Source organism: Streptomyces tamarix (assembly GCF_032423885.1).
Classification (GTDB): Bacteria; Actinomycetota; Actinomycetes; order Streptomycetales; family Streptomycetaceae; genus Streptomyces; species Streptomyces tamarix.
This window is the reverse complement of the sequence record NZ_JAWCTQ010000035.1, coordinates 58768-80278: the sequence shown is the minus strand read 5'-3', so window position 1 is coordinate 80278 and position 21511 is coordinate 58768. Positions and strand designations below refer to the sequence as shown.

Below are 21511 nucleotides of genomic sequence, written 5' to 3'. Positions count from 1 at the left end.
GGACCGGGGGTGGAACAAGGGCCGCGACGTGGTGGACCCCGAGAACGACACGATCGTCTCCGGTGAGGACCACAGATGATGCCGGGCCGCCCGCGGGAGCACACCGGAGCCGCGGCGGGACCGGAACGCCCGGGGGACCGCCTCGCGGCCGAGACCCGTCCGGACGAGATCCGGCGGCAGGCCGACGCCTTCGCCCTGCGGCTGCCGTGGCTGACCACCGCCCAGCACGAGGAGGTCGCCCGCCTCTACGCCGAGGACCGCGTCGAGCAGGTGGAGCGGGCGCTGGGACACCTGACGCGCCGCGCCGCGGAACTCCGCGAGGAGTACGCCCGGCGGTACGAGCAGTTGCGCCGACGCCTCCTGTGCATGACCGCCGCCTCCCTGGCCGCGGGCGTCTTCGCCCTCGTCGGCCTCACCGCCTGGGTTCTCGCCCTGCGGTGAAGCGGCGGTCCCCCGCTACGCCCCCGCCCCTCCGGCCGCCGGTTCGAGACGGCCGGTGGCGGTGGTCCCGCGGGAGTCGGCCCTTCGGAGGGCCCGGCCCCCGCGCGTGTACCACTCGGCGGCGAGTACGGAGGCGAGGGCGAGTTCGGCCAGGTCACCGCCGTAGTACATGAGCTGCGCGCCGGTCTGCAGGTCAAGGGCCGTGAACGAGGTCCCGGGCGGCGGCGTCGCATACAGCGTCTTGGCGAGCACGGCGTGGGCCGCGCCGGCGACGAGCAGGGTGGCGCCCCGCAGCGCCAGGCCCCACCGGTGGCGCACCGGATCGAGCCGGCACACGGAGAAGGTGAACAGCAGCCCCGCGGCCAGCAGGTGGGCCTGCACGGCGGCGCCCAGCACCGGCTGGTGGTGGGCGTCGGCGAGGACCGGCGAGCGGTGCAGCAGCCACAGGCCGCCCATGTCCAGCAGCGCCGCCACGGGCGGGAAAAGCAGCCACGCGACGGGCCGGGAGTGCGCCACGGCCAGCAGTCCCCGCCGTGCGTGCCCGGGCGGCAGGCTGCGCAGCAGCAGCGTCAGGGGCCGTCCGAGAACCACGAGGACGGGGGCGGCCATGGCCGTGACGACGTGGTGCGCCATGTGCGCGGTGAAGGGCTCGCCGGGCATCGGCGTCAACATCGCGTGGGCGATGGCCATGCAGCCGGCGGCGAAGGACGCGTCGCGCCACCAGGGCCAGGCGTCGCCGCGCCCGCGCAGGCGGAGGGCGGCCAGGACGTAGGCCGCGGTCGCCGCCAGCGCCACGGCGGCGGCGGCCAGGCCGAAGACCCCCGCCGGATGGCCCGCCGCGGCGGCCGGGACGCTCGCCGCCGGACTCACGCGCCCGCCCCGCGGCCGTCCGCGCGGCGGCGGGCCCGCAGGGCCAGGAGGGCTCCGACGAGCAGCAGGAGCAGCCCGGCGGTGTTCCACGCCCAGTCGTAGGGGGTGACGTCCACCCCGTAGCGGATCTGGTGCACGCGCAGCAGCTTGTGGTCGACGACCCCGTCGAAGAGCTGGAAGCCCCCCAGCCCGAGGAAGAGCCCGGCCCGGGCGTGCGCCGGCGACAGGGCGCCCCGGCGGCGCAGGTCCGCGTAGAGGACCCCGCCGGCGACCAGGGCGCCGAGTTCGACGGTGTGCAGGAGCCCGTCGGACAGGAGGCCGACGCCCGGCGTGGAGCGGTCGTAGAAGTGGTGCCAGTGCAGGATCTGGTGGAAGACGATCTCGTCGAGCGCGGCCATCAGGGCCGCGCCGATCAGCGCGAAGACCGCCAGGGAACGCCGTGGCAGGGGGGTGCCCCGGGGCGGGGCGGCTCCGCTCGCCATCGTGTGGCTCTCTCCCTCTCCGCGGCCGTGCGCCTCTCCGCGTCTTCCTCGTCTTCGCCGTCTTCGCCGTACTTTCCGGGTCCGCCCCGGACGGGGCCGGTGCGCGCCGCCTGTCCGCGTCGCGCACCGGCCTCCCGGTCGACCGGTCAGCCGCCCATCGCCGAGCGCACGGCGTCCCTCGTACGGTCCATCAGCGCGGCGACCGGCCCCAGCAGCACGTTGGCCGTGCCGGACTCCACGCCCGGGTGGGGACGGGTCGGTGCCATCGCCTCGGCCGCCTTGACGCCGCGGGCCATCGCCGCGAGCCTGCCGGCGTCACCGCTGCGTCGGATGTGGGTGAACTCGTAGCGCTCCTCGGCGCGGGCGTGCTCCTGGACCGCCGTCCGCAGCGCCAGCAGCCGCTCCGCGAAGTCCGGGGAGTCGGGATCCATGTCCTCCAGGGAGGCCAGGACCTCCTTGGCCTCGCGCTCCTCGGCGAGCCGTTCCTCCACGACCGCGTCACCGCCCGGCACGTTGCGGCGCGCGAAGGGGTGCACCACCTCCTCCTCCGCCGTCTCGTGCACGGCCAGGAGGCGCACCAGGTGGCGGAACGCGTCCCGCCGCTCGTCGCCCGTGGCGCTCTCGACCTCGTCGAAGAGGTTGCGGATGTCGCCGTGCTGGCGCATCAGCAGCGACACGACGTCGTCGTCCGTCGCGTTGTCGTCCCCCGCCTGCGGGGTGGGCGCGCTCTTCGCCATCGCGTGTCCTCACTTCTCCCGCAGGGCCGGATCGGGGTGCTCACCCTCGGTCTCCAGCCGGTACTCCCGGCCGAACATCTCCTGGTGCTCGTCCATGACCCGGTCGCTGGGCGGCGCCTCGTCGCCGTGGAGCCGCGCCTGCATCGCCTCGAACCGCTCGTGCGCCTCGCGCACGTAGCCGGCGCCCAGGGTGGTGAGGTCGATCTGCGTGTCCAGCAGCTCGCGCAGGTACGCCTTGTTCGGCTCGAAGGTGAGCACGTTCGGCAGCTGCGGCGCCAGCACCTCCGCCGGGTCGCGGCCGTCGTGGCGGCGCATCAGGTCGCAGGCGGCGTGCAGGTGCTCCAGCTCCATGTTGAGGTGCAGCTCCCAGATCGCCTTGATCCTGGGGTCGCTCTCCTGCTCCATGAAGGAGTAGTAGAGGTAGCACTCGTTGTACTCGTGGTTGACCAGTTGCTCCCACCACGTCTCCCCCGGGTCGACGAGCGACTCGTAGTGGGTGACGTGCTCCTCCTCGATGAGGCCGATCTCCTGGTACAGCTGGCGGGCGATCGGCTCCATGTAGGTGGGGCCGGTGTTCATGTAGAAGTTCATCGTCTGCTGCTCCGCCGACATGATCGTCAGCGCGTGCAGCTTCGACAGCGGGTTCGTCTTGTCCTTGGCGTACGGGTCGCGGACGTTGTCGACCGGGGCGCGGTGGTGGAACCTGGTGGGCCGTCCGGGCATGACCTCGGTCAGCCCGTCGACGATCGACTCGGCCTTGCGGTGCTCGATCATCTCGTACAGGTTCGCGTACCGGTACAGGTGGTCGAAGTCCTCCAGGACGCCGAACTGGTACGCCTGCTTCAGGTACGGGTCCGGCTCCATCCGCGCCACCCACGCGGTCAGGTCGACCGCGACCTGCTCGTAGGCGATCGTCGTCTCCAGCACGGAGGACACGCCCGGGAGGAGCCAGTTGACCGCCTTCTGTTGCTGCGCCTCGATGTAGCGGACGCTCGCCAGCTGCCGCTTGACCTCGGGGTCCAGCGTGTGGCGTGCCATCTGGTGGCTGAAAAGGATCGCCTCGACCTCGATGCCGTTCATGGTGATGATCCGGCAGCGGGTGTACGGGTCGCAGTGGTCGGGGTCGATCGGAGCCACGTTGAGCTCCCGCCAGCTGCGGACCTGGCGGTCCAGCGGGATGCCGCGTTGCTCCAGTGGGTTGAACGTCATGGACGGTTCCTTCGCGAGTGCGGGATCACAGCGGGGGCCGGGTACCCGCGATACGCGCCCTATGAGAAAAAATGGCGTGATCTCCATGGGTATGGCCGGTTCCTTTCCATCCCTACCGTGTCGGACCGCGGCCCACCAGCGCGGTGCTCCAGGTGGCTCACCCTCGGAACGGGGATTCGCGCGGGCACGCGAGGGCACCCGTGGCAGGGCCATCCACGGACGAGGGACGAGGGAACGGGATGTCGGAACTGATCACACGCGTCGCCGAGCGGCTGCGCCACGCCTACGCGCGGGAGGAGGACCCCTCGCCGGTGGGCGGGCACGCCGCCGCGCTCGCCGCCTTCGCCGGCTACACGGCGGCGTGGGCGGCGGCCGTACGGTCGCGGGGGCGCCCGCTGCCCGAGCGGCCGGAGCCGTGGGACCTGGCGTTGACGTCGGTGGCGGCCTTCCGGTTGAGCCGACTGGTGAGCAAGGGCGCGGTGACGCGTCCCCTGCGGGCGCCCTTCACGGAGTACCGGGGGCCGCAGGGGCCCTCCGAGGTGCACGAGGAGCCGCGCGAGGGCGCCGCCCACACGGTGGGCGAGCTCGTGTCGTGCCCCTTCTGCCTGAGCGTCTGGACCGTCACGACCCTGACCGCCGCCGGGCTGCTGTGGCCGCGGGCCACGCGCACGGTCACGGGCGCCCTCACCGCCCTCGCCGGGGCCGACACCCTCCAGCTGGCCTACAGCGCGCTGACCGAGAAGGTCACCGGCGGCGACTGACGGCGACCGTCCGCCGGTACGACGCCACAGGGCCGCGGCGGGGCCTCGGGCCCCGCCGCGGCCTCACCGCCGCCTCACCTCACTCCTTCCGGTGCCGCCCGCTCCCGGCCGGCCTCCCCTGCCGTCCGCTTCCGGCGCCGTCCGGCGTGGAAGGGCCGTACAGCAGGAGCGAGACGACCGACAGGACGATCAGGACGCTTCCCGCGGCCACGTCGAACACATGGGCCCCGTCGGCGAAGACCACGGTGTCGCGGAGCCCCAGCAGCCACGGGGAGGCGACCAGCCAGGCGCCGGCGGCCAGCACCGTCAGATCCGCCCACCTGCCCAGGTGCCACTTGAAACGGGCCATCGCCACGAACAGCACCAGCATGCCGACGCCCAGCTCGTTGCGGTGGGCGTCCTTGGCCGCGTCGGGCTCGCCGTTGACCCAGGGGGCGACGAACAGCGCGACGGCCGTGAGCAGCAACAACAGGCTGACGAGCTGGTCGCGTTGTCCTTCCCTCAGCACCCGCCGGGTTTCGGGTGCCAGGGACTGATGCGCTCTCGGTACCGCTTTCCCTACCATGCCTCGCGCTCCCTTCCCCACTTCGGTGGGCACTGCACTTCGGTGTGCACTGCCTCATGCCGCCTCGGCGGCGTCGTCACCGGCGCCGGCGGTGTGCCGGAGCCGTACTTCCAGGCGGTCGCCGACGACGCGGGTGTCGAAGGACGGCTGGGGTGCCGTCGCGGGCCCGCGGACGTTCCAGCCGTCGGCCAGCCGGAACACGCTGCCGTGCCAGGGGCAGCGCACGCAGCCGTCCGCGATCTCGCCTTCCGACAGCGGTCCGGCCATGTGGCTGCACCGGTCGGCCAGCACGTGGACGGCGCCCCCCTCCTCGCGGACCACCATGACCGCCACCTCGCCGACGTGGCGCCGCACCGCGCGCCCCACCGGGAACTCCGCGACGTCGCCCACCGCGTGCCAGCCCGCCTCGACCACGTGCGGGACGTACTCGGCGTGGTTGGCGCCGGACGCCTGGCGGTAGGCGAGGTGGCCGCCCAGCGCGCCGCCGGCGGCGACCACGGAGAGTCCGGCGTACCCCAGCGCCTTGCCGCGCCGGACGCGCCCGCGGCGCCTCGCGGCGTACGAGGCCGCGTACAGGGCGACCCCGGTGACGTTGGCGGCCGCGTGCACCAGCCCCACCCGCTGCTGCTCCTTCGGCAGCTCGGCCCAGTCGGTCCAGCCGGCCAGCGCCGCCGGTCCCGCCGCGGCCAGCCCCACCCCGATCAGGGTCCGCGCCCCGCGGCGCCGGCCGGGCAGCGCGTCGAGCACCCCCGCCGACAGCCACGTGCCGATGGGCAACTGCACCATCAGCGGGTGTACGGGGTGCCCGAGCCAGCGCCCGTGCAGCGCGTCCCGCCCGGCCCCCAGGGGGACCGCCCGGACCGCCGCCCGGACCGCGTCGATCAGCCGGTCCGCCCCGGGCCACCGCTCCAGCCGGTCCACGCCCCGCAGGACGCGCCCGGGTCCGTCGGCCGACGGGAGAAGCCGCCGCGCGGTCTCCGCCGCGCGGTAACGCGTGAGTGATCGCTCCATGCCGGAGCGAGTAGCCCTCCGCGGGCCGGGGAAACTCCGGGACCGGCTTCCCGGCACGCGTACGGGCCGCGTGCCCCGGGCGGCACCGGCCCGGAACCCGGGGAGAAGGGCGCGAGGGGGCCCGCCGGCCGGGTCCGGCGGGCCCCCTCCCGGGGAGGGCGGGAGCGGTCGCGTGCGGCAGGAACCGGGTCCCGTGCCCGGCGCCGGGCCGGGCGCGCGGCTCACCGTCCGCGCCCGTAGGAGTCCCCGCGGGGGATCGGGCCGACGTCGGCGTGGCGGCCGGGCCGGACGGCGGCGTGGCGCTGCCCGGGGCCGGGGCCGTCCGCAGCCGCCAGGGCGTCGGCGACGGCCCCGGTCACGAAGGCGTAGACGGCCTTGTGCACCAGGTCCACCACCAGTTCCCCGCGGGGCCAGGTGGTCGGCGGGGCGCCGACCCCGGTGGCGTTCTCCAGGATCTGGTCGTTGGTGAGGCGGACCACGGCGAACTGCGCCGAGGACCACGGCCCCCGGAGCCCGGCGTGGGCCATCACCGACCGCAGGACGCCCAGTACGGCGGCCTGACCGAAGTGCATGGCCCAGTTCACCGGCACCGGCTGCCTGCCGGGCCGCTCCGCCATGCCGGTGAGGCGTTCCAGTACACGTGCGGGGACGTGGGAGTCGGGACGGCCGGTGAGGCGCTGCTCGACCTTCTCGCCCAGCGTCATCACGACGCCGCCCGCCGCACCCGCCACCAACCCTTGCCACAGAGCGCGCTTCATCATGGGGCGCCGGGTACCCGGTCCGGCCCGGTCGACCCGCCCGCGGCGCCCCGCCCCGGGCCGGGGACGGGGATGGGAGGGACCGCGGGCGTGCGACCGCCACACCGCCCTCCCCCTTTTGCACTAGGGCATTAACCTGTTGAGGCTAGTGCAATGGCGGGTTAGAGTGCGTCCATGTCTGCCACGAGACCCGCGCCCACCACCCTTGTCGGCCGCCACGTGCGCCTGGAGCCGCTGGACATGCGGCACCTCCCGGACCTGTTCGCCGCCGGCGGGCGGGACGAGGAGGTGTGGCGGTGGCAGGGCGGGCCCGCGCCGCGCAGCGAGGAGGAGTTGGCCGTGAAGGCCCGGGGCCTGCTGGCGAAGGCCGAACGCGGGGAGTACGTGCCGTTCGCCGTCGTGCACCGCGCCGAGGGCCGGGCCGTGGGGTGGACCTGCTACATGGACGTCGACGTGGACGACGAGCGCCTGGAGATCGGCTGGACCTGGTACGGGCGCGCCTACTGGCGCACCGCGGTCAACACCGAGTCCAAGCTGCTGCTCCTGACCCACGCCTTCGAGGAACTCGGCATGGGCCGCGTGCAGTTGAAGACCGACCACCTCAACCAGCGCTCGCAGGCGGCGATCGCCCGGCTCGGCGCACGGCGCGAGGGGGTGCTGCGCCGGCACCGGCGGCGGCCGGACGGCACCTGGCGGGACAGCGTCTACTTCTCGCTCCTCGCCGAGGAGTGGCCGCCGGTGAAGGAGCGGCTCGCCGCGCGGCTGTGAGCCGGACGGGCGGGGCGGGACGGGAGGGGGCGTGGCAGCGCCCCGAAAAGGGGCAGGGGAATAGCCACGGCCCCGGGCACCGTTGTGCGGGGCACCTACGGACCCCCTGAGAGGCGGACGGCATGAGCACGATCGAACTGACCAAGGAGAACTTCGACCAGGTCGTGTCGGACAACGACTTCGTCCTGATCGACTTCTGGGCGTCGTGGTGCGGCCCGTGCCTCCGGTTCGCCCCCGTCTACGAGAAGGCGTCGGAGCGCCATCCCGACCTCGTGTTCGCCAAGGTCGACACGGAGGCGCAGCAGGAGCTCGCCGCCGCCTTCGACATCCAGTCGATCCCGACCCTGATGATCGTCCGGGAGAACGTCGCCGTCTTCGCGCAGCCCGGCGCGCTGCCCGAGCCCGTCCTGGAGGACGTCATCGGGCAGGCCCGCGAGCTGGACATGGACGCCGTGCGGAAGGCGATCGACGAGGCCGAGGCGGGTGACCGCGCCCCGGGGGCCCCGGGCGGCGATCACTGATCCCCCGGCGGGGCCGAACCCCGTCGCAAGCGGGCGCGGGGCGCGGCCCCGCGCCCGTTCACCGTTCCAGGACCACCGCGATGCCCTGGCCCACCCCGATGCACAGCGCCGCCACGCCCGTGCCCGAGCCCGCCGCCGCCAGTTGGTGGGCGACCGAGCCCGCGAGGCGGGCGCCGGACGCGCCGAGCGGGTGGCCGATCGCGATGGCGCCGCCGCGCGGGTTGACGATCGCCGGGTCCAGTTCCGGCCACTCGGCCAGGCAGCCGAGCGCCTGGGCCGCGAACGCCTCGTTCAGTTCCATGACGGCCAGGTCGGCGAAGGAGCGGTCCGACCGGCCCAGGGCCCGCTGGACCGCCTCCACCGGGCCGAGCCCGAACAACTGCGGCTCGATGCCCGTCACCGCCGACGCGCGGATCCGCGCGAGCGGCTCCCGGCCGCAGGCGCGCAGGCCCTCCTCGTCGACGAGGAGGAGGGCCGCCGCGCCGTCGTTCAGCGGCGAGGCGTTGCCCGCGGTCACCGTGCCGTCCGCGCGGAACGACGGCTTCAGCTTGGCCAGGGCCTCCATGGACGTCGTGTCGCGGACGCTCTCGTCGCGGGGCAGGTCCACGCCCTCGTACGGGACGACCTCGCCGTCGAAGAGGCCCTCCGCCCACGCCCGGGCGGCCTTGCGGTGGCTGGCGAGCGCGAAGGCGTCCTGCTGCTCGCGGCCGATGGCGTGCTTGTCGGCGATCTGCTCGGCGCCCTCGCCCAGCGACACGGTCCACTCGGCCGGCATCCTCGGGTTGACCATGCGCCAGCCGAGCGTCGTCGAGTACATCTCCTGGTGCCCGGCGGGGAACGCCCGCTCGGGCTTCGGCAGGACCCAGGGGGCGCGCGACATCGACTCGACGCCGCCCGCCAGGACGACCGACGCGTCGCCCAGCGCGATGGCGCGGGCGGCCTGCACGACCGCTTCGAGGCCGGAGCCGCACAGGCGGTTGACGGTCACGCCGGGCACCGTGACGGGCAGTCCGGCCAGCAGGACCGCCATGCGGGCCACGTCGCGGTTGTCCTCGCCGGCGCCGTTGGCGTCGCCGAAGTAGACGTCGTCGATCCGCGCCGGGTCGAGGTCCGGCGTGCGGTCGACCAGCGCCCGTACGACGTGCGCCGCGAGGTCGTCGGGGCGTACGGAGGAGAGGGCGCCGCCGAACTTGCCGATCGGTGTGCGGACGGCGTCGACGATGTAGACGTCGCGGATGCTCATCGGGGCTCTCCCACGGCCTGGTGCGCGCACACGGGCCCGCACGCGCGCATACGTACGGTGAACGGATGTTCACTATCGACGGGGTGAGTCTCCGGCCCCGGGGCGGTCGGTGTCAACGGGCGCCCGCCGTCGGCCCGGCGCCGCCCTCACCCCCCGCGCGGCTCCGCGACCCGTGCCGACAGGCCGTAGTCCAGCTCCGACCCGTCCACCAGGAGCGCCTCCACGGTACGGGTCTCCGGGTCGATGTCCGCGACCATGCCGCCCCCGGCGTACCGGGGGTAGCCGGAGGCGCCCGTCTCGCCGGTGGCGTCCACCACGGCCGAGCGGATCGCCACCTCCGCGAGGTGCGCGGCGTCGCGGCCCTCCGCGTGCTCCGGCACGATCAGGATCTCCAGGCGCCGCGGGTGCTGCCGATGTGTGTCCATGGTCGTGACGCTAAGGACGTATGGCGCCCCGCGCACGTCAGGGGCGCGCCGGAGGGGCGCGCGCGACGCGACCACGAGCGCCCGCTCGCCGGCACGAGACCCCGGAACCGACGGGCGGCGCGGGCCCCGGGGCCACCAGACGGCGCGGGGCCCCGGCACCGACGGGCGGACGCCGCGGCCGGAGCCGTACGCCCTACCCCGCGGGGAACGCCGCGCGGAACGCCGCTGCCGTCCGCCCCTCGTGGGTCCGGTCCAGCACGGCGAACACGACCTCGTCGAAGTGGCCCGCGAACCGCCCCTCCCCGGTGAGCAGCGCCCTGAAGGCGCCCGCCACGTCCGCGGGGTCGTTGCGGAAGACGCCGCAGCCCCAGGCGCCCAGCACGAGGCAGTGGTAGCCGTGGGCGACGGCCGTCTCCAGGACGCGCTCGGCGCGCGACGCCAGGGCGGCCGGTATGCGGGCGGCCCGTTCGGGCGCACGGGAGCGGATGACGCCCGCGTTGGGCGCCGGCGAGGTGAGGAAGCCCACCGTGTACGGGCGGTCGAGGAGCCTGCCGCGGTCGTCGCGGAAGACCGGCACGCCGGGCGAGTGGATGACCCGGTCCGTGTAGAACGGGTCGCGGTCGGCGCGGTGGTGCTCGTAGTACCCGGGGGCGCGCAGCAGCGTGGCGTACAGGGCGGAGGCGCGGCACAGGGCCTCCGCCTGGGCCTGGGCGCCGTTCAGGTAGCCCCCGCCGGGGTTGCGGGCGGAGGCGAAGTTGAGGACGGCGACGGGGTCGCCGGGGGCGGCGGCGGTGAGCCGGCGCGCCGCCTCGGTGCTGGACTCCCCGGTGACCTCGACGCGGGTGGTCCGGTCCGTGTCCGGAGTGGCGGGGACGGGCCCGGGACCGTGCAGGGCGGTGCCGTCGAGGGCCCGGGCCACCAGCTCGGCGATGCGGACCTCACCGCCGCCGGGGGTCCGGTACCGGCCCGCCGCGACGATCTCTTCCGTCTCCCGTGCGATACCGCGTAGACGTGCGCTCATACCCCGCATCGTTCGCGATCATGCGGAGGGTCCGCAACGGGTTTGTCCGGCACGTGCCGTTCCCCCGGGCGCTCTTGTGCGGCTCCGCGACGGTGGCTTAGGTGGGACGGTACGCCCCGCGACAGGAGGAGCTGGACCATGCCGTCGAGCGCCCACCCGGACAGCGGTCCGCCGCTGTCCGAGGACGAGGCCGAGGACCTGCTGCGATGTATCTGCTTCAAGACGGGCCCGCCCCGCGCGGTCGGGGTCGAGCTGGAGTGGTTCGTCCACGACCTGCACCGCCCGCACCTGCCCGTCCCCCGCGACCGCCTGCACACCGCCTTCACCGCCCTGCGCACCCTGGACCTGGGGTCGCCGCTCACCCTCGAACCCGGCGGGCAGCTTGAGCTCAGCTCGCCGCCCGCCGCCTCGCTCGCCGAGTGCGTCGCCACCGTCTCTGCCGACCTCTCCGCCGTACGCGCCGCGCTCGCCCGTCTCGGACTGGCCCTCACCGGCTCCGGCACCGACCCCTGGCTCCCCGCGCGGGACCGGCTGCTGCGCGAGCCCCGCTACGACGCGATGGAGGTCTACCTCGACCGCTGGGGCACCGCCGGGCGGTCCATGATGCGCGACTCGGCGTCCGTGCAGGTGTGCGTGGACTCCGGGTACGAGGAGCCGGGCCCCCTCGGGTACGAGCGGCGGTGGCGGCTGGCCCACCTGCTGGGCCCGGTGCTCGTCGCCACGTTCGCCAACTCGCCGGTGCTGCACGGGCGTCCGACCGGGCTGCGGTCCACGCGGCAGTCGCTGTGGGCGACCGTCGACCCGTCGCGGGGCCTGGCTCCGCCCCCCGGCCGGGAGCCGCGCGGCGCGTGGGCGCGGCACGTGCTGGACACGCCGGTGATGTGCGTGCGCACGGCCGAAGGGCCCTGGACGGTACCGGAGGGGCTGACGTTTCGCGCGTGGCTGCGCTCCGGAGCGCTGCGGGCCCCGACCCGCGCCGACCTCGACTACCACCTGACGACGCTGTTCCCGCCCGTACGGCCGCGGGGCAGCCATCTGGAGCTGCGCATGCTGGACGCGCAGTCCGGTGACGACGGCTGGATCGTCCCCCTGGCCGTGACGACGGCCCTGTTCGACGACCCGGAGGCGGCCGACGCGGCGTACCGGACGCTGCTGCCGCTGGCGGAGACGGCCGGGCCGCTGCCCCCGCCGAGGGACGCGCACTGGCGGGCGGCGGTCCGGGACGGGCCGGGCGCGCCCGCGCTGCACCGGGCGGCCGTGGAGTGCTTCCGGCTCGCCCTCGACGCGCTGGCCCGCTCGGGCGCGCCCACCGCCGTGCGGGACGCGGTGGCCGCCTTCCACGAGCGGTTCGTGCTGCGGCGCCGCTGCCCGGCCGACGACCAGCACCCCGCCCCCGTCCCGTCGCCTCCCCCGCCTTCCGTCCGTCCCGCCCCCACGGCCACGACCCCTTCCGGTCCCGGCCCCGACTCCGGGAAGGAGCCCCGCACATGACCGTCACCACCTCCCCCGAGGCGCTCCGGCAACGGGCGTACGACGCGCTGGCGGCGGCTCGGGCGCGCACCGCCCTGCTCACCGACTGCGTCGACGACGGCGAACTGACCGCCCAGCACTCCCCGTTGATGTCCCCGCTGGTCTGGGACCTGGCGCACATCCCCAACCAGGAGGAGCAGTGGCTGCTGCGGGCCGTGGGCGGCCGTGCCGCGCTGTGGCCCGAGATCGACCCGCTGTACGACGCCTTCCAGCACCCCCGCGCCACCCGCCCGTCCCTGCCGCTGCTGTCGCCGCGCGAGGCGCGGGCGTACGCGGCCGAGGTCCGCGACCGGGTCCTCGACCTCCTCGGCGCGGCCCGGCTGGAGGGCGACCCGCTGGTGGACGCCGCGTTCGCGTTCGGGATGGTCGCCCAGCACGAGCAGCAGCACGACGAGACCATGCTGATTACCCATCAACTACGCCGGGGCCCGGCCGCGCTGTCCGCGCCGGAGCCGCCGCGCCCCGCCGACGACGCGGCCGGGCTCCCCGCCGAGGTGCGGGTGCCGGGCGGGCCGTTCACGATGGGCACCTCCCACGACGAGGAGCCGTGGGCCCTGGACAACGAACGCCCCGGGCACGTGCGGTCCGTGCCCGCGTTCTTCATCGACACGGTGCCGGTGACGTGCGGCGCGTACCGGCGCTTCGTCGACGACGGCGGCTACCGCGACCCGCGCTGGTGGGCGCCCGAGGGCTGGGCGCAGATCCGTCGGCACGGCATCGGCGCGCCGCTGTTCTGGCGGTACGAGGGCGGGCAGTGGCTGCGGCGGCGCTTCGGCGTCGTGGAGCCCGTGCCGGACGACGAGCCGGTGCTGCACGTCAGCTGGTACGAGGCCGACGCCTACGCGCGCTGGGCGGGCCGGCGGCTGCCGACGGAGGCCGAGTGGGAGAAGGCCGCCCGGTACGACCCGGTGTCCGGCCGGTCGCGGCGTTACCCGTGGGGCGATGCCGAGCCGACCCCGGACCACGCCAACCTGGGGCAGCGGCACCTGCGCCCCGCGCCGGCCGGCGCCTACCCGGCGGGGGCGTCCCCGCTGGGGGTGCGGCAGCTCATCGGCGACGTGTGGGAGTGGACGGCGAGCGACTTCCTGCCGTACCCGGGGTTCGTGGCGTTCCCGTACCGGGAGTACTCGGAGGTGTTCTTCGGGCCCGGGCACAAGGTGCTGCGGGGCGGTTCGTTCGCGGTGGCGCCGGTGGCGTGCCGGGGGACGTTCCGGAACTGGGACCTCCCGGTGCGGCGGCAGATCTTCGCCGGTTTCCGCACGGCGCGGGACGCGGGGTGAGGCGCTGATGTGCCGTCACATCGCCTGGGTCGGTGACGAGGCGGGGCCGCTCGGGGAGCTGCTGGTGGCGCCCCCGCACGGGCTGTACCGGCAGTCGTGGGCGCCGCGCCGCCAGCGGTACGGGACGGTCAACGCGGACGGTTTCGGCGTCGGCTGGTACGCGCCGGGCGACCCGGTGCCGGCGCGCTACCGGCGGGCGGGGCCCGTGTGGGCGGACCCATCGTTCGCGGACCTGGCCCGCGTGGTGCGCTCGCGCGCGGTGCTGGCCGCCGTACGGGACGCGACCCTGCCCGGCGCGGACGGGGAGGCGGCCGCCGCGCCGTTCGCGTCCGGGCCGTGGTTGTTCAGCCACAACGGGGCGGTGGCCGGCTGGCCGGGCGCGGTCGCCGCGCTCGCGGCCGGACTGCCGCCCGCCGAACTGCTCTCCCTGGAGGCCCGCAACGACTCGGCGCTCGTGTGGGCCCTGGTGCTGCACCGGCTGCGGCGCGGCGACCCTCCCTCCGGGACGTTGGCCGGCGTGGTCCGCGACGTGGCGGCGGCCGCGCCCGGGTCGCGGCTGAACCTGCTGCTGACGGACGGCGGGACGGTCACCGCGACCGCGTGGGGCGACACGCTGTGGTACCTGGCCGGGCCCGGCCGGCGCGTGGTCGTCGCCTCGGAGCCGTACGACGACGGCCCCGGCTGGTGCGAGGTGCCGGACCGGACGGTGCTGACCGCCACGGCGGACGGCGTCACGGTCGCTTCCCTGGACGCGCCGCCGGCCCCTCCCCCCGCCCCCTCCCCCGATCCGCACCCGAGGCGTACGTCCGCCGAACCGCTCGAGGAGTCCCCCGCGTGAGCCCGTTCCTGCTGACCCGCACCCTGCCCGAGGGCACCACCGGCGCCGATCTCCGCGCCGACGTGCGCAACGGCCTGACCCGCACCCCGAAGGAGCTGCCGCCGAAGTGGTTCTACGACGCGCGGGGCAGCGAGCTGTTCGAGGAGATCACCCGGCTGCCGGAGTACTACCCGACCCGCGCCGAGCGGGAGATCCTCGTCGCGCGGGCGGCGGAGATAGCCGGGGCGGTCGGCGCCCGCACCCTGGTGGAGCTGGGGTCGGGCTCGTCGGAGAAGACCCGGCACCTGCTGCGGGCGCTGCGGCCGGAGCTGGTGGACTACGTACCGGTCGACGTCAGCGAGTCGGCGCTGACCGGCGCGGCCGGGGCGCTGACCGCGGAGCTGCCCGGGCTGCGGGTGCACGCGCTGGTCGCCGACTTCACGCGGGGCCTGGCGCTGCCGGGCACGCCGGGGCCGCGGCTCGTGGCGTTCCTCGGCGGCACCCTGGGCAACCTGCTGCCGCGCCAGCGGGCGGTCTTCCTGCGGTCGGTGCGGTCGCTGCTGGAGCCGGGGGACGCGCTGCTGCTCGGCACGGACCTGGTGAAGGACGAGGCGACGCTGGTGGCGGCGTACGACGACGCGGCGGGGGTGACGGCGGAGTTCAACAAGAACGTGCTGTCGGTGCTGGCGCGGGAGCTGGGCGCGGACGTCGACCCGGACGACTTCGACCACGTCGCCCTGTGGGACCGGGACAACGAGTGGATCGAGATGCGGCTGCGGGCGCGGCGCGCGCTGACCGTGAAGATCCCCGAGCTGGATCTGGCGGTGCCGTTCGCGGCGGGTGAGGAGATGCGGACGGAGGTGTCGGCGAAGTTCCGTCAGGAGGGCGTCGCGGCGGAGCTCGCGGCCGCCGGACTGGAGCTGTCGCGGTGGTGGACGGACGGGGAGGGGAGGTTCGCGCTGTCGCTGGCGGCGGCGGTCTGACCCGGCGGGGCGGCGGTCGCGGCCGTCCGGGCGGCCGGCGTGGCCTCCGGGCCGGCGACCGCCGCCCGTGCGGCGCGGGCGAGGGCGCGGCGGTCGGGGTGGGCGCCGTATGGGATCGGGGCGAGGAGCCGGATCTCGGCGGTGAGCCGCCCGGCCGTCGCGACCCGCCACAGCGAGGCGGCCAGCGGGTCGTCGCCGACGAACGCGGCGGGCCCCAGGGGCCGGTAGGCGATCCGTACGGGCTGGACGGGGACGCCCGCGTCGAGGGCGGCCTGGAAGGCGGCCGGGCGGAACCTGCCGTGGGCCCGGCCGCACCACGTGGAGCCCTCGGGGAAGACGACGACGCGGCGCCCGGCGGCGAGGGCCCGGACGAGGGCGCGGACCGCGCCCGGCAGGGCGCGCAGGCGGTCCCGGTCGAGGAAGAGGGTGCCTCCCAGGGCGGCGAGCGGGCCGAGCAGCGGCCAGTGGCGCACCTCCCGCTTGGCGACCATCCGGCCGGGCAGGACGGCTGCGACGAGGGGGACGTCGAGCCAGGAGACGTGGTTGGCGACGACGAGGAGCGGCCCGGGCGGCGGCGGGGCGCCGGTGACGCGCACCCGCACGCCGAAGGCGCGCAGGACGGTCCGGCACCACAGGCGGGTCAGCCGGTGGCGGGCGGCCGGGGGGAGCGGCGCGGCGAGCGGGGCGAGGACCACCCCGGTGAGGACGGCGGCCGGTCCGGCGGCGAGGCGCAGGGCCGCGCGCAGGGGCCCCGCCGCCGGGTGCGCGGGGGTGGCGCACCGCCCGGGGGTGCAGGGCGCGGACGGCAACCAGGCGCTCGTCACTCCGCGCCGAGGGAGAGGAAGTGGCGCAGGTAGCGGGGGTTGGTGCGGCGCATCGACAGCAGGACGTACAGGTCGGCGGTGCCGAAGTCCGGGTCGTGGGCGGGGGCGCCGCACACCCAGGCGCCCAGGCGGAGGTAGCCGCGCAGCAGCGGCGGGAGCTCGGTGCGGGCGGCGGGGCGGGCGGCGCCGTCGGGGGACCACAGGCGGCGCGGGGTGACCCAGTACTCCTCGGGGGCGAGGTGCCTGGCCTTGACGGCGTCCCAGGTGGCGGCGGCCAGGGTGCCGCCGTCGGCGAGCGGCAGGGAGCAGCAGCCGGCGAGCCAGTTGTGGCCGGTGCGGGCCATGTAGCGGGCGATGCCGGCCCAGATGAGGGAGATGACGGCGCCGTCGCGGTGCGCGGGGTGCACGCAGGAGCGGCCGACTTCGACGAGGTCGTCGCGGAGGGGCGCGAGGCGGGTGAGGTCGAACTCGCCGTCCGCGTAGAGGCGCCCGGCGACGCGGGCCCGCTCGGGCGGGAGGAGGCGGTAGGTGCCGACGACCTCTCCGGTGGCCCCGTCCCGTACGAGGAGGTGGTCGCAGTACGCGTCGAAGGCGTCGCTGTCGAGGCCGGGCTCCGGGCCGTCGAGGCGCGCGCCCAGTTCGCCGGCGAAGACGAGGTGCCGCAGGCGCTGCGCGGCCCGCACGTCCTCCTGCTCGCGGGCGAGGGACACCCGGTAGCGGGGCGCGGGCGCCGCCGGGGCGGGCGGGGCGGTGGTGACCGGGGCCGGGGTCGTGGTGGTCATGGTGGCTCCTTGGGCCGGGCGGCGGGGGCGGCCGCGGGGGTGCGGTGGCCCGTACCCCTACTTGTGCCGTCGCCGCCTGGCCTCGACGTGACCGCCCGGCGGAGCGGGGATGTGCGGCGGCTGAATGCCCGGTTCGCCGGCCGCCGCGCCCGAGGGTCAGCCGGCCAGGGCGTCGGTGATCCGCTGGGAGGCCCGGCGCGCCGCCGCCGCGGGGTCCGCGCCCTGGAGGACGGCCGTCATGTACGGCTTGATGGGGTTGTCCGCCTCGACGTCGGCCCACTTCGGGGAGTTGGGGGTGGCCCGCCCGTGCGCGGCTCCGGCGGCCATCGCCGCGGTGGCCTCCTCGCCCTCGACGACGGAGGCGAGGGAGGTCTTGTTGGGCACGTGGTTCATGGTGCGGGCGAGGTCGGTCTGCCAATCCTTGCCGGCGAGGGCCGTGACGACGTCGATGGCGGCGGCGCGTTCACCGGCGTTCACGGGGACGACGAGGTCGGAGCCGCCGGTGAACACGGCACCCGGCTTGTCGGCGGTCTTGCCGGGGATGGGGAAGAAGCCGAGCTGGGAGGCGAGGGCGGGGTTGCGCTCCTGGACGGCGGCCGCGGCACCCGGCGTGGCGATGATCTGGGCGATCTCGCCCTTGGCGAACACCTCGGCCTGCGGCGGGTTCTCCTCGTCGGAGTCCTTCGGGCCGGAGCCGAGGGACTGGAGCTCCTCGTAGAACTCCATGCCCCTGAGGGCGGCGGGGGTGTCGAGCGCGCCGACCCACCGGCCGTCCTTCTCCACGGCGAGTTCGCCGCCCTCGTCCCAGATGAAGCCGGAGAGGGTGTACCAGTCCTGGCCGGCGAGGTAGATGCCCTGGGCGCCGGTGCGGTTGATCTTCTCGGTGGCCTCCAGCCACTGCTCGCGGGTCTTGGGCGGCTCCTCGATCCCGGCCCGCCGGAAGAGGTCCTTGCGGTAGATGACGACGCGGTTGGCCGCGTACCAGGGGATTCCGTACTGGCTGCCGTCGATGCTGCCGGGCTCGGCGAGGCCGGGGACCCAGTCCTCGTGGCCGAGGTCGCGCACGGACTCCAGCGTCAGGTCGTACAGCAACTCGGTCTCGGCGTACTGGGCGACCTGGGTGTTGCCGACCTCGATGACGTCCGGGGCGTCCTCGCTCGCCAGGGCCGCGGTGACCTTCTTGCCGATGCCGGTCCACTCCTGGAGGACGATCTCCAACCGGACCTCGGGGTTCTCCTGCTCGTACGCGGTGGTGAACCGCTTCAGGAACTCGTCGGAGGCGCTGCCCTTCATCAGCCAGACGGTGACGGTACGGGTGCCGCCCTGACCGGGGACGAGGCCGCAGCCGGCGAGGGCGAGGGCGGAGACGACCGCGACGGGACAGGCGAGCAGGCGCTTCTTCACGTAGGTCACCTTTTGCTTCCGGTGCAGGGAGGACGGACCCGACGTGGGGGGAGCGAACGCGTTCGCACGGGCGATGGCTGGATTTTGGTATGTACCAATGGCCGGGTCAAGTCCGGTGCGCTCCGCCTCGCGGTCCCGGGCGGCCTGGGGCACCGTGGAAAGGGCGCGCCAGCGGGCGCGCGCGCACCACCGGCGACGAGGAGGCCGCCATGTCACACCACACGTACCGCGTCACGGAGATCGTGGGCACCTCGCACACGGGGGTGGACGAGGCGATCCGCAACGGGATCGCGCGGGCCGCGCAGACGCTGCACAACCTGGACTGGTTCGAGGTGACGCAGGTCCGGGGGCACCTGGAGGAGGGCAAGGTGGCGCACTACCAGGTGGGGCTGAAGGTGGGCTTCCGGCTCGACGGCCCGGACGCCGGCGAGTCCTGAGCCGGGCCCCGGCCGCGCGGACACCGGCCCCCGCCCCGCGCGGGCGGCCCGGCCGGGCACGGCCGCGCCCGCACGGGGGCGGACCCGTGCGGGGGCGGGGCGGGCCGCTCGGGACGGGCCGTCCCCGCGTGGGGCGGGCCCGTCAGGTACGGCCCTCCTTCTCCTGTGCCCGGCGCAGCGCCCGGGAACCGAGCGCCCAGTCGGCGCGCACCACGTGGAACCCCGCCCTCGCGGCGTCCTCGCACACGAGCTCGTCGTCGTCGACGAGCATGCGGACCTCCCGGTTCCGGCCGAGCCGGCGCAGCACCTCCAGTTTGGTCAGCCGGGCGGGGCGCCGGTCGTCGTCGCGGCGCATGTGGAGGCGGCCCCGGGGCAGGCCGTGCGCCGCGAGCCAGTCGAGGCTGTCCTGCCGGCAGCGCTCGGGGCGTCCGGTCAGGTAGCGGATCTCGCACTGCCGCGCCGCCTCCAGGCACAGGGCGACACCGGGCGGGAGCGGCGGGTCCTGCGGGGCGGCGTCGAAGAAGGCGTCCCAGTCGCGCGGCGTGCGCTCCAGGAAGTGCAGCCGGTGCCGCGCGTCGGAGAGGGTGTTGTCCAGGTCGAACACGGCCAGGGGTCTGCTGTCGCTCGTCACGTCGTCAGCGTAGGGAATCCCTCCGGGCGGGAGGCGTTGAACCTGGCGTGAGTCCTTCAACCGCCGCCCCGCTGCCGTTCCGCCTCTCCGTCCTGGACCGCTCCCGCGTCCGCGAGGGCGGTGACGCCGCCGGGGCGCTGCGGGACACGGTGGAGCTCGCGCGGGAGGTCGAGGCGCTGGGCTACCACCGGTTCTGGGTGCATCGTACACCCTGGTAGGAGGCAAAATAGCAGGTCAAGGCTCTGCGGCCATTTGAAGGACTCTTACAACGAAGGACCGGATCTGGTCGCCGTTGTTCCGCTAACGAGCTCGCGCACGGAAGCGGTGAGACGTCGTGGGCTCCGACGAGACTGATGCTCAGCTTTTCCGTCGCAAGGCCCAGGTGGCCGGGTGCGCGGGGCCTTCCCCTTCGGGCGAGGACTACCGGCGCAAGGCGGCCAACACCGCGCAGACGGCGGCTTCGGCGGTGTCCACCGCCCGGCTGGCGGTGGAGGCGGCCGGAAAGGGCCGGCTGACCGGTCCGTACGTGTCGGTGTTGCTGGGGGAGGCGGAGACCGACCTGCTGGCCGCCCAGGGAACGTTCGAGTCCCGGCAGCCGCCGGGCGAGGAGGCCGACGCCGTGCGCGAACGTCTCGGCGAGCTCCTCGACGACGCGGCGGACGTGCTGGCGGACGTTCGGATCGGGGCGCGCCGGGGCGCAGTGCCAGTAGCTGTGCTGGGCGCGCTGGGCCCGGCCGACCAGAGCGTCCGCGTGGAGGTTGCGCAGCGCCCGGCGGACGTGGTCGGTGCTCTGCTGGTGCGGCAGCAGCAGCGCCTTGAGCTGGCGGGGCGTGGCCAGGCGCAGCCGGGCCAGGGTGAGCAGGGCTTCGCCGCGAAGGTCCGCGCCGGCCTTCGTCACCGTCGCCTTGCGGGGCCGGAACGCCTCTCCAGAAACATCAGGAGCAGGAGAAGAGGAGTTGCAACCCGTCGGAGCGGGCGGGTAAGAAGCCTGATCAGCGACAACCGTCGGACGGCGGCGGGAGGCCGCGGGGCCCGCTGCGGAGCTTGCTGCCGCGGCGGCATCTGACACGTCCGACCCGGTCGGCGGGACGGGCGGGATCGGCAGGATGGAGGTGGTGGTCGTGTCCTCGGGGTTCTCCGGCCCTGCGGGGCCGGGTCGGTGACAGGTCCAGCCGCGTACGCGCGAAGCGGTACGCGGCCGGGGCCACCGTGCGAAGCCACCCCTTGACCGCAGTCTGACACCCAGCACCGACGAGTGTCCGATTCCTCCTTGACCACCCCTTTGACGGGCGGATTTATCCGTGACTGGAGTCATAGGCTGTGACGACGCAGGCTAGTTGGCAAGAACGGCCGCAGGGCGTCCCAGGTCAGGGAGTTGTGACGCCTCGTAGTTGGCAAGGGTGACGCAGGTTAGTTGGCCACCAGTGATCGCGGAGTGTGACCGGCCGACGGGCGGGTCACAGGAGCGTTCTGCTCCGGGCGGGCGCCCAGCGTGTCGGCGAAGTCCTCGGCCCGGGACAGCTGGGCGCGCAGCTTCTCCACCTGCTCGGCGGCGGCCTGCCGGTAGGTCCGCACCCGCTCCAGCAGCGCCTCGCGCTCGTCGGCATCGAGGGCGTCGTCGCCGTCGAGGCGGTCGGTGGCGTCGAGGAGGTCGCGCATCTGGTCCAGGGTGAATCCGAGCGGCTTCATGCGGCGGATGACCATGAGGCGGGCGACGTCGGTCTCGGTGTAGAGGCGGAAGCCGCCCTGGGAGCGGGCGGAGGGGATGACCAGGCCGGTCTCCTCGTAGTGCCGGATGGTGCGCAGGGACAGCTCCGTCCGCGCGGCGACCTCGCCGATCTGCATGTGCTTGTCGTACACGCCCGTGTCCCTGGCCCTTCCCGTCGTGGCGGGCCGCGTCCGTGCGACCCCACCGACCTCTACTCTAACGTTAGGGTAGAGTTGATGAAGGTGAGGGCGGCCCGGCTGCCCCGCTGATGCCGTTCCGGGGCCGATGCCGCCCCCGGCGAAG

25 protein-coding genes and 1 pseudogene are annotated in these 21511 nt (G+C 75.0%); 11 read left to right on the top strand and 15 right to left on the bottom strand.

Features of this window, described 5'->3' with window-relative positions:
- The first annotated feature begins 75 nt into the window (after nt 1-75).
- Nucleotides 76-441 (top strand): hypothetical protein, encoded by a 366-nt coding sequence (locus RND61_RS23945; protein ID WP_315880131.1) that lies wholly within the window; start codon nt 76-78, stop codon nt 439-441.
- 15 nt (nt 442-456) lie between these two features.
- Here the strand turns inward: RND61_RS23945 and RND61_RS23940 are convergent, their stop codons facing one another.
- The 4 genes from RND61_RS23940 to RND61_RS23925 form a co-directional block, all read right to left on the bottom strand.
- Nucleotides 457-1311 (bottom strand): cytochrome c oxidase assembly protein, encoded by an 855-nt coding sequence (locus RND61_RS23940; RefSeq protein ID WP_315880130.1) that lies wholly within the window; start codon nt 1309-1311, stop codon nt 457-459.
- On the bottom strand, nt 1308-1793 hold the full coding sequence (locus RND61_RS23935) for a DUF2243 domain-containing protein (RefSeq protein WP_315880129.1): 486 nt from the start codon (nt 1791-1793) through the stop codon (nt 1308-1310). The genes RND61_RS23940 and RND61_RS23935 overlap by 4 nt, the downstream gene beginning before the upstream one ends.
- A 146-nt stretch (nt 1794-1939) precedes the next feature.
- Nucleotides 1940-2530 (bottom strand): hemerythrin domain-containing protein, encoded by a 591-nt coding sequence (locus tag RND61_RS23930; RefSeq protein ID WP_315880128.1) that lies wholly within the window; start codon nt 2528-2530, stop codon nt 1940-1942.
- A 9-nt stretch (nt 2531-2539) separates the two neighbouring features.
- Nucleotides 2540-3739, bottom strand: a complete 1200-nt coding sequence (locus RND61_RS23925; RefSeq protein ID WP_315880127.1) for a hypothetical protein — start codon at nt 3737-3739, stop codon at nt 2540-2542.
- Between the two features lie 239 nt (nt 3740-3978).
- Between RND61_RS23925 and RND61_RS23920 the strand changes: the two genes are divergently transcribed.
- Nucleotides 3979-4500, top strand: coding sequence for a DUF1360 domain-containing protein (locus RND61_RS23920; RefSeq protein WP_315880126.1), 522 nt, complete (start codon nt 3979-3981; stop codon nt 4498-4500).
- A 79-nt stretch (nt 4501-4579) separates the two neighbouring features.
- On the opposite strand, the gene RND61_RS23915 is transcribed toward RND61_RS23920, so the two are convergent.
- From RND61_RS23915 to RND61_RS23905, 3 genes are all read right to left on the bottom strand, one after another.
- Nucleotides 4580-5008, bottom strand: a complete 429-nt coding sequence (locus RND61_RS23915) for an SPW repeat domain-containing protein (RefSeq protein WP_315880125.1) — start codon at nt 5006-5008, stop codon at nt 4580-4582.
- A gap of 111 nt (nt 5009-5119) precedes the next feature.
- On the bottom strand, nt 5120-6076 hold the full coding sequence (locus RND61_RS23910; RefSeq protein WP_315880124.1) for a Rieske (2Fe-2S) protein: 957 nt from the start codon (nt 6074-6076) through the stop codon (nt 5120-5122).
- A gap of 221 nt (nt 6077-6297) precedes the next feature.
- Nucleotides 6298-6837, bottom strand: coding sequence for a hypothetical protein (locus RND61_RS23905; protein ID WP_315880123.1), 540 nt, complete (start codon nt 6835-6837; stop codon nt 6298-6300).
- A 171-nt stretch (nt 6838-7008) separates the two neighbouring features.
- Here RND61_RS23905 and RND61_RS23900 point away from each other — a divergent pair, with 171 nt between their 5' ends.
- Together RND61_RS23900 and RND61_RS23895 are read left to right on the top strand one after the other, a co-directional pair.
- Nucleotides 7009-7602 carry a GNAT family N-acetyltransferase gene (locus RND61_RS23900; RefSeq protein WP_315880122.1) on the top strand — a complete coding sequence of 198 codons (594 nt, stop codon included), beginning with the start codon at nt 7009-7011 and terminating at the stop codon, nt 7600-7602.
- A 122-nt stretch (nt 7603-7724) separates the two neighbouring features.
- Nucleotides 7725-8123 (top strand): thioredoxin family protein, encoded by a 399-nt coding sequence (locus RND61_RS23895; RefSeq protein ID WP_315880121.1) that lies wholly within the window; start codon nt 7725-7727, stop codon nt 8121-8123.
- A gap of 58 nt (nt 8124-8181) precedes the next feature.
- Here the strand turns inward: RND61_RS23895 and RND61_RS23890 are convergent, their stop codons facing one another.
- From RND61_RS23890 to RND61_RS23880, 3 genes are all read right to left on the bottom strand, one after another.
- Nucleotides 8182-9366 (bottom strand): thiolase family protein, encoded by a 1185-nt coding sequence (locus RND61_RS23890; protein ID WP_315880120.1) that lies wholly within the window; start codon nt 9364-9366, stop codon nt 8182-8184.
- A 146-nt stretch (nt 9367-9512) separates the two neighbouring features.
- Complete coding sequence (locus RND61_RS23885) at nt 9513-9791, bottom strand: hypothetical protein (RefSeq protein WP_315880119.1); 279 nt, start codon at nt 9789-9791, stop codon at nt 9513-9515.
- 193 nt (nt 9792-9984) lie between these two features.
- A complete protein-coding gene (locus RND61_RS23880) occupies nt 9985-10812 on the bottom strand; it encodes a TIGR02452 family protein (protein ID WP_315880118.1) in 828 nt (275 codons plus the stop codon).
- Between the two features lie 138 nt (nt 10813-10950).
- On the opposite strand from RND61_RS23880, the gene egtA reads away from it, so the two are divergent.
- Genes egtA through egtD form a run of 4 tightly spaced genes read left to right on the top strand, consistent with a single transcriptional unit; the run spans nt 10951 to nt 15422 of the window.
- The gene (gene egtA / locus RND61_RS23875; protein ID WP_315880117.1) at nt 10951-12303 is read left to right on the top strand and encodes an ergothioneine biosynthesis glutamate--cysteine ligase EgtA; all 1353 of its coding nucleotides are present in this window, start codon (nt 10951-10953) and stop codon (nt 12301-12303) included.
- Entirely contained in the window at nt 12300-13622 is a 1323-nt protein-coding gene (egtB, locus tag RND61_RS23870; protein WP_315880116.1) for an ergothioneine biosynthesis protein EgtB, read from the top strand. Before egtA ends, egtB begins: the two co-directional genes overlap by 4 nt.
- Nucleotides 13623-13629: 7 nt before the next feature.
- Nucleotides 13630-14460: an ergothioneine biosynthesis protein EgtC gene (gene egtC, locus RND61_RS23865; protein WP_315880115.1), complete on the top strand. Its 831-nt coding sequence runs from the start codon at nt 13630-13632 to the stop codon at nt 14458-14460.
- Nucleotides 14457-15422 (top strand): L-histidine N(alpha)-methyltransferase, encoded by a 966-nt coding sequence (gene egtD, locus RND61_RS23860; protein ID WP_315880114.1) that lies wholly within the window; start codon nt 14457-14459, stop codon nt 15420-15422. The genes egtC and egtD overlap by 4 nt, the downstream gene beginning before the upstream one ends.
- On the opposite strand, the gene RND61_RS23855 is transcribed toward egtD, so the two are convergent.
- From RND61_RS23855 to RND61_RS23845, 3 genes are all read right to left on the bottom strand, one after another.
- On the bottom strand, nt 15317-16231 hold the full coding sequence (locus tag RND61_RS23855; protein WP_315880113.1) for a lysophospholipid acyltransferase family protein: 915 nt from the start codon (nt 16229-16231) through the stop codon (nt 15317-15319). The genes egtD and RND61_RS23855 overlap by 106 nt on opposite strands.
- Before the next feature lie 11 nt (nt 16232-16242).
- Nucleotides 16243-17028: a GNAT family N-acetyltransferase gene (locus RND61_RS23850; protein ID WP_315880112.1), complete on the bottom strand. Its 786-nt coding sequence runs from the start codon at nt 17026-17028 to the stop codon at nt 16243-16245.
- 156 nt (nt 17029-17184) lie between these two features.
- Complete coding sequence (locus RND61_RS23845) at nt 17185-18432, bottom strand: extracellular solute-binding protein (protein WP_315880111.1); 1248 nt, start codon at nt 18430-18432, stop codon at nt 17185-17187.
- Nucleotides 18433-18641: 209 nt separating this feature from the next.
- Here RND61_RS23845 and RND61_RS23840 point away from each other — a divergent pair, with 209 nt between their 5' ends.
- On the top strand, nt 18642-18869 hold the full coding sequence (locus tag RND61_RS23840) for a dodecin (RefSeq protein WP_315880110.1): 228 nt from the start codon (nt 18642-18644) through the stop codon (nt 18867-18869).
- A 142-nt stretch (nt 18870-19011) separates the two neighbouring features.
- On the opposite strand, the gene RND61_RS23835 is transcribed toward RND61_RS23840, so the two are convergent.
- Entirely contained in the window at nt 19012-19500 is a 489-nt protein-coding gene (locus RND61_RS23835) for a phosphatase domain-containing protein (protein WP_315880109.1), read from the bottom strand.
- A gap of 47 nt (nt 19501-19547) precedes the next feature.
- Here RND61_RS23835 and RND61_RS23830 point away from each other — a divergent pair.
- Nucleotides 19548-19700, top strand: a pseudogene (locus tag RND61_RS23830) (LLM class flavin-dependent oxidoreductase); the annotation flags it as partial.
- Nucleotides 19701-19834: 134 nt separating this feature from the next.
- Entirely contained in the window at nt 19835-20566 is a 732-nt protein-coding gene (locus RND61_RS23825) for a hypothetical protein (protein ID WP_315880108.1), read from the top strand.
- A gap of 344 nt (nt 20567-20910) precedes the next feature.
- Here the strand turns inward: RND61_RS23825 and RND61_RS23820 are convergent, their stop codons facing one another.
- Nucleotides 20911-21345 (bottom strand): MerR family transcriptional regulator, encoded by a 435-nt coding sequence (locus tag RND61_RS23820; protein WP_391654012.1) that lies wholly within the window; start codon nt 21343-21345, stop codon nt 20911-20913.
- Nucleotides 21346-21511: the final 166 nt, after the last annotated feature.

Coding starts and splice junctions, on each gene's coding strand:
- RND61_RS23945 (WP_315880131.1), top strand. CDS start 76: ATGATGCCGGGCCGCCCGCGGGAGCACACCGGAGCCGCGGCGGGACCG.
- RND61_RS23935 (WP_315880129.1), bottom strand. CDS start 1,793: ATGGCGAGCGGAGCCGCCCCGCCCCGGGGCACCCCCCTGCCACGGCGT.
- RND61_RS23930 (WP_315880128.1), bottom strand. CDS start 2,530: ATGGCGAAGAGCGCGCCCACCCCGCAGGCGGGGGACGACAACGCGACG.
- RND61_RS23925 (WP_315880127.1), bottom strand. CDS start 3,739: ATGACGTTCAACCCACTGGAGCAACGCGGCATCCCGCTGGACCGCCAG.
- RND61_RS23920 (WP_315880126.1), top strand. CDS start 3,979: ATGTCGGAACTGATCACACGCGTCGCCGAGCGGCTGCGCCACGCCTAC.
- RND61_RS23910 (WP_315880124.1), bottom strand. CDS start 6,076: ATGGAGCGATCACTCACGCGTTACCGCGCGGCGGAGACCGCGCGGCGG.
- RND61_RS23905 (WP_315880123.1), bottom strand. CDS start 6,837: ATGATGAAGCGCGCTCTGTGGCAAGGGTTGGTGGCGGGTGCGGCGGGC.
- RND61_RS23900 (WP_315880122.1), top strand. CDS start 7,009: ATGTCTGCCACGAGACCCGCGCCCACCACCCTTGTCGGCCGCCACGTG.
- RND61_RS23895 (WP_315880121.1), top strand. CDS start 7,725: ATGAGCACGATCGAACTGACCAAGGAGAACTTCGACCAGGTCGTGTCG.
- RND61_RS23890 (WP_315880120.1), bottom strand. CDS start 9,366: ATGAGCATCCGCGACGTCTACATCGTCGACGCCGTCCGCACACCGATC.
- RND61_RS23885 (WP_315880119.1), bottom strand. CDS start 9,791: ATGGACACACATCGGCAGCACCCGCGGCGCCTGGAGATCCTGATCGTG.
- RND61_RS23880 (WP_315880118.1), bottom strand. CDS start 10,812: ATGAGCGCACGTCTACGCGGTATCGCACGGGAGACGGAAGAGATCGTC.
- egtA (WP_315880117.1), top strand. CDS start 10,951: ATGCCGTCGAGCGCCCACCCGGACAGCGGTCCGCCGCTGTCCGAGGAC.
- egtB (WP_315880116.1), top strand. CDS start 12,300: ATGACCGTCACCACCTCCCCCGAGGCGCTCCGGCAACGGGCGTACGAC.
- egtC (WP_315880115.1), top strand. CDS start 13,630: ATGTGCCGTCACATCGCCTGGGTCGGTGACGAGGCGGGGCCGCTCGGG.
- RND61_RS23850 (WP_315880112.1), bottom strand. CDS start 17,028: ATGACCACCACGACCCCGGCCCCGGTCACCACCGCCCCGCCCGCCCCG.
- RND61_RS23840 (WP_315880110.1), top strand. CDS start 18,642: ATGTCACACCACACGTACCGCGTCACGGAGATCGTGGGCACCTCGCAC.
- RND61_RS23820 (WP_391654012.1), bottom strand. CDS start 21,345: ATGCAGATCGGCGAGGTCGCCGCGCGGACGGAGCTGTCCCTGCGCACC.